This window comes from Mesorhizobium sp. M5C.F.Ca.IN.020.32.2.1, assembly GCF_004023105.1.
GTDB lineage: Bacteria > Pseudomonadota > Alphaproteobacteria > Rhizobiales > Rhizobiaceae > Mesorhizobium > Mesorhizobium wenxiniae.
Genome location: NZ_RZSX01000597.1, coordinates 1 through 4,087, shown reverse-complemented (window position 1 = coordinate 4,087; position 4,087 = coordinate 1). Strand labels below are relative to the sequence as shown.

Genomic DNA, 4,087 nt, shown 5'->3' with positions numbered 1-4,087 from the left:
CCTCATGCCGGCCGAGCATTTGACGCGCAACGATCTGGAAGCAGTCGATGATCCTTCTCAGGCCTGGAATGCGCTGACGGTCGGCGCTTTCACAGAAAAGGTCGATATCATTGACACCGACTTTGCGGGCTACGCTCCGATCGCGCCGGTCGGCGAGCTCTCGCCGCGCAGTCGCACTTCGGTCGTTTGGGACAGGCAGTGGCCGGTGAAGCCCGAGGTCGTCTTCGAAGGCGGCAATCTCGCCCATGACGGTGTGTTGCCTGGCGAGCCGATCGACGATCTGCAGATATTGACCACTTTCTATCGACCCGAACTGCGCCACTTCACCACCCTCGGAGATACGAGCGCGGCAACGGCCCATGCCGCACGGATGGCGGGACTAATTCTATCAGCGCGCCCCGAGCTGTGGCCTGAAACGGTTCGCGCCCTGATCGTCCACTCGGCCGAATGGACTCCGGCGATGCGCGCACGCATCGATGCGTGCAACGGAGCGAAGGGCGAGATCCAGGCGCTCGTGCGGCGCTATGGTTATGGCGTGCCAGATCTTGGGCGCGCGCTTCTGTCAACGGTGAACGACCTCACGCTTATCGTTGAAGATGAGCTTCAGCCTTTCCAGCGCGAGGGCGGCGCGGCTGCCAAAACGCGTGACATGAAGCTGCATCGCCTGCCTTGGCCGAAGGAGCAGCTCGCGGCGCTCGGCGCTGCCCAGGTCGAGCTCCGCGTCACGCTGTCCTATTTCATCGAACCCAACCCCGGTGAACGCGGATGGACCCGCCGGCATCGTTACGCGTCCCATGGTCTTCGGTTCAGAGTAAAGTCAGCGACCGAGACAGTCGACGAATTCCGAGCCCGCATCAATCAGGCCGCTCGGGACGAGGAGGAAGGGGCGCCTGCTGGAGGCGGAGAAGAGTGGCTGCTCGGCACCTTCCGCGATCGCGGCTCGTTGCACGCCGATTTCTGGTCGGGCAGCGCCGCCGATCTCGCCGAGCGTGACGCGATCGGCGTGTTCCCGGTCGGGGGCTGGTGGAAGGAGAAGCCTTACCTGGAACGCGTCGACGCTCTGGCTCGGTACGCCCTGATTGTGACGATTCGGGCGCCTGGGGTCGATGTTGACATCTTCACACCCGTCGAAGCAGCCCTGACTGTCGAGACGTCGGTCGAGACCTGATGCAGCACTGTCCAAACCGGCCAACAACGGAGGTTTGACCAGCCTCTGGTGCCATGGCGGCTGGTGCTGGATCATCACGTCGGCAAGGAGGTGTCAGGGATCATGCGCGGAGGACGATAGGCGGGCAAAGGAGCGGGCCAAGCGTGTCATAATGGCGCCCATGGTCACGCCCACAAGCCGCGCCCCCTGCGTCCACGGAGAGGTGCGCGTCTGCTTAGGCGGCCGAGACATCGCTTACCTGATCAACGGGCTCGCCGTATTTGCGCCTGTAAGCGGCAATGAAATCGTCGTCGCTACAGATGCAGCGGCCGCTGGAGTCCTTGGCCTTCGGATCGTGCAAGTGAGAGCCAAGGGGGCGCAGAAGATTCACCCGAGTGCTCGTCGTCGGGCTCATGGGAAACCCCGCACTATGTTTGACCAAATCCGCGGCAAGCATAATCCCGGCAAGCACCGACTGAAAGGCCATCGGAACGACAGTTCGAACGCGGCGACTTCCTTCGCTAAGCTGGAACACCAGACCGCCGCAGATAGCCTGCTGATAAAAGGAGCGCAGGGGCTGGCCGACAAACGGGGCTAGCGGTTCAAACGGCACAGCCATCGCTGTAGCCACGCGAACTACAAAGTCGTTGGGAACTCCGGCATTGGTCTGCAGGAGCGTTTTCACCTGCTCGTGTGCTTCCGGTATTCCGAGTTCCTCGGCAATCAGCTGGTGCTCGTCCTTGGATTTTCCGGATGGCAGGTACATGCAACAAAGGCAAGCCTGGCCGTCATCGAAACCATGCCGGGAGATACCGAGATCGTGCTCCTGCGTCCAAGCGTTTGCGATCCATCGCGGCAGTGCACCTTGGACAGCCAGACGGTCGGCGGCGGTGTCAAGCGCCACACCCACTTGGTCGAAGACCCAATTGCCCCGGCGCGCAACATATTCTGCCCACGTCAGAGGGTGCGCCTCGACCTCAAGGGCAGTCGATCTAAGGGCGGTGGCTGCAAGAACCGCCTTGGACATACCAATCTCCGCCTGGCCGGCCAATGCGTAGCGCTGCAGGTTTGAGAGTTCGATCGCTTCGTGATCGATTACATGCAGACGACCCTTGAGATCGGGTTGTCTCGCTAGCGCCCAAAGCGAGCCATGGCCTATCGCACCGAGCCCAACGAGGTGGGTTTCGCCAAGGTCGACTGGAAAGTCGATCGGGCCAGCCTCCCCGGCTTTGGTCTTGTCGTAGCTGCATAGCGAGAGGTCGATGGTTTCGTCCAACTCGGCGCCGGTCAACTGGGCGGCGAAGATAGTTCGAAAGACGTTGGCGGCGCCGAAGCAACTGGCGGCGCCAGCTCCATAAGGCAGCAGACTTGGGCCAGAGCCCACCGGGTCCGTACGCGACAGCTTTGCCGCCCAACCGTCCGATCCCACGAAAAAGATCGGGCACCGGAGTGATGGGCGCGTTACCCCTGCAACGACGCAGACGGTGGCAGACTTGCCGGAACGCCGGATGCCGACTTTTGGATTGATCGACTTTGCCAAGCGCTCCAGCGCTTGGGCTTGAGAGCTCGCCGCGCTGTCCAGCGGGAGTATCGCCAGAACCGGGTAGAGCCTAGCGAGCAATCTCACCGCAAGATCTAATGTCGCCTGGCCTTCGGCGCAGGAAGCGGCCTGATGGTCGAAGGCGACTGCCACGACCTGCTTTTCAAGAGCTGCTTTGAAGTCTCCCAGATGAAAATCGGCCAGGACCTGAGATGCCGCCGTGGCGGCGCGATCGATGAAGTTAGCGAATGCCATTGTTCAACTCGATATCATGATCATTCGCGACAGTGCCGCGGGAGGGAGCGCATTCCATTTGGCCTTTTCGTCAAGCCGATAGGCGGCGACCCGAGCAAAATCGAAAGGCTCGCGGGCGAAATTCGGCACCACCAGCGACAGACACCCAACCGTGGTAGCAACCGCATAAGCGTCGTCCGTCGTCGAATGGTAGGCGCGGCCCGGATGGCTGTGAATCTGGGCCAAGAGTTTCAGGCCGCTTTTGTAGAGCCAGACATTGAGCCGGTGCAGTTCTTCGGCCGCAACGATCACGCAAACGCCATCGTTTGTTCGAATGTGACGCTGCGCCGGGATAACCGTCTCTGTTACGGCAAAGTGCCGGTCTTCCTGAACGCCGACCCAAAGTGCCATCCCCTCATTGCCCTCGCGACCAACTGAGCGCAGATGCCCATGCGTGGTCGAGATGCAGCCGCGCGGGAGAGTCACGATCGTTACATCTCTCAAACCAGTCATTCTTGTATCGCCTGAGGGGATACCACCATTCCTACGATTGTCGGTTGGAGTTGAATCTGCAACTGCTCTATAGGAACGATTCCGTACTTGATGATCTTGTCCAGGATGAAGGCCAAACAGCCTTCGCCAGAACCCCGATGAAGTAGCCATGGATCACCTGAATGGGCTGGATTGTCGTGGTATTCCCGGACGCCCGCCATGCACAGGAATGGTTCGTCCTCGGGACTGTTGGCCTGGATGAAGTCCGTCAGCGGCACGGCGTTCTGCTGGATGAGAGCTCCTATCATCTCCGGCGGCGTTCCGGGCAGCGGCGGACGTCTAAGCATTTTCAGGTATAGATCTTTCCGGGCAATCGGATCACGCGTAAACGGATCGACGAAGACCACGGACGGTGGTCTTAAGTCGTAGTCGGTGAAGTCGACCTCGCTCGCTGCGCTGACCACCCGTGGCTTTAACTTGGGGCTGGCGAAAATGAAGAAAGCGCGCGGAAAAGTCGCCTCGATCAAGAAGCAGCCCTGAGCCCGATAGACATCAGCATATGGCCGGAACCGGCCGATCTCCCGATCAAACTTCGCTCGGGAGACCTCCGGATCCACACTTTGGGGTTTAGGCACCTGCGACGCCCGCCTTCAGGCTGAGGAACAGGGTCACAG

The 4,087-nt window shown here is 60.7% G+C and carries 4 protein-coding genes; 1 reads left to right on the top strand and 3 read right to left on the bottom strand.

What is annotated here, in order from left to right:
- The coding region (locus tag EOA86_RS25080) for a S8 family serine peptidase (protein ID WP_164891964.1) at positions 1 to 1,168 on the top strand (1,168 nt) is incomplete at its 5' end.
- A 214-nt stretch (positions 1,169 to 1,382) separates the two neighbouring features.
- Here the strand turns inward: EOA86_RS25080 and EOA86_RS25075 are convergent.
- The 3 genes from EOA86_RS25075 to EOA86_RS25065 all read right to left on the bottom strand — a co-directional run bounded on the left by EOA86_RS25075 (position 1,383) and on the right by EOA86_RS25065 (position 4,048).
- Complete coding sequence (locus EOA86_RS25075) at positions 1,383 to 2,942, bottom strand: E2 ligase fold family C protein (RefSeq protein ID WP_091595803.1); 1,560 nt, start codon at positions 2,940 to 2,942, stop codon at positions 1,383 to 1,385.
- A 3-nt stretch (positions 2,943 to 2,945) separates the two neighbouring features.
- Positions 2,946 to 3,332: a Mov34/MPN/PAD-1 family protein gene (locus tag EOA86_RS25070; protein ID WP_245457098.1), complete on the bottom strand. Its 387-nt coding sequence runs from the start codon at positions 3,330 to 3,332 to the stop codon at positions 2,946 to 2,948.
- 98 nt (positions 3,333 to 3,430) lie between these two features.
- Positions 3,431 to 4,048, bottom strand: coding sequence for a putative metal-binding protein (locus EOA86_RS25065; protein WP_091595799.1), 618 nt, complete (start codon positions 4,046 to 4,048; stop codon positions 3,431 to 3,433).
- Positions 4,049 to 4,087 lie beyond the last annotated feature (39 nt).

Coding starts and splice junctions, on each gene's coding strand:
- EOA86_RS25075 (WP_091595803.1), bottom strand. CDS start 2,942: ATGGCATTCGCTAACTTCATCGATCGCGCCGCCACGGCGGCATCTCAG.
- EOA86_RS25070 (WP_245457098.1), bottom strand. CDS start 3,332: ATGGCACTTTGGGTCGGCGTTCAGGAAGACCGGCACTTTGCCGTAACA.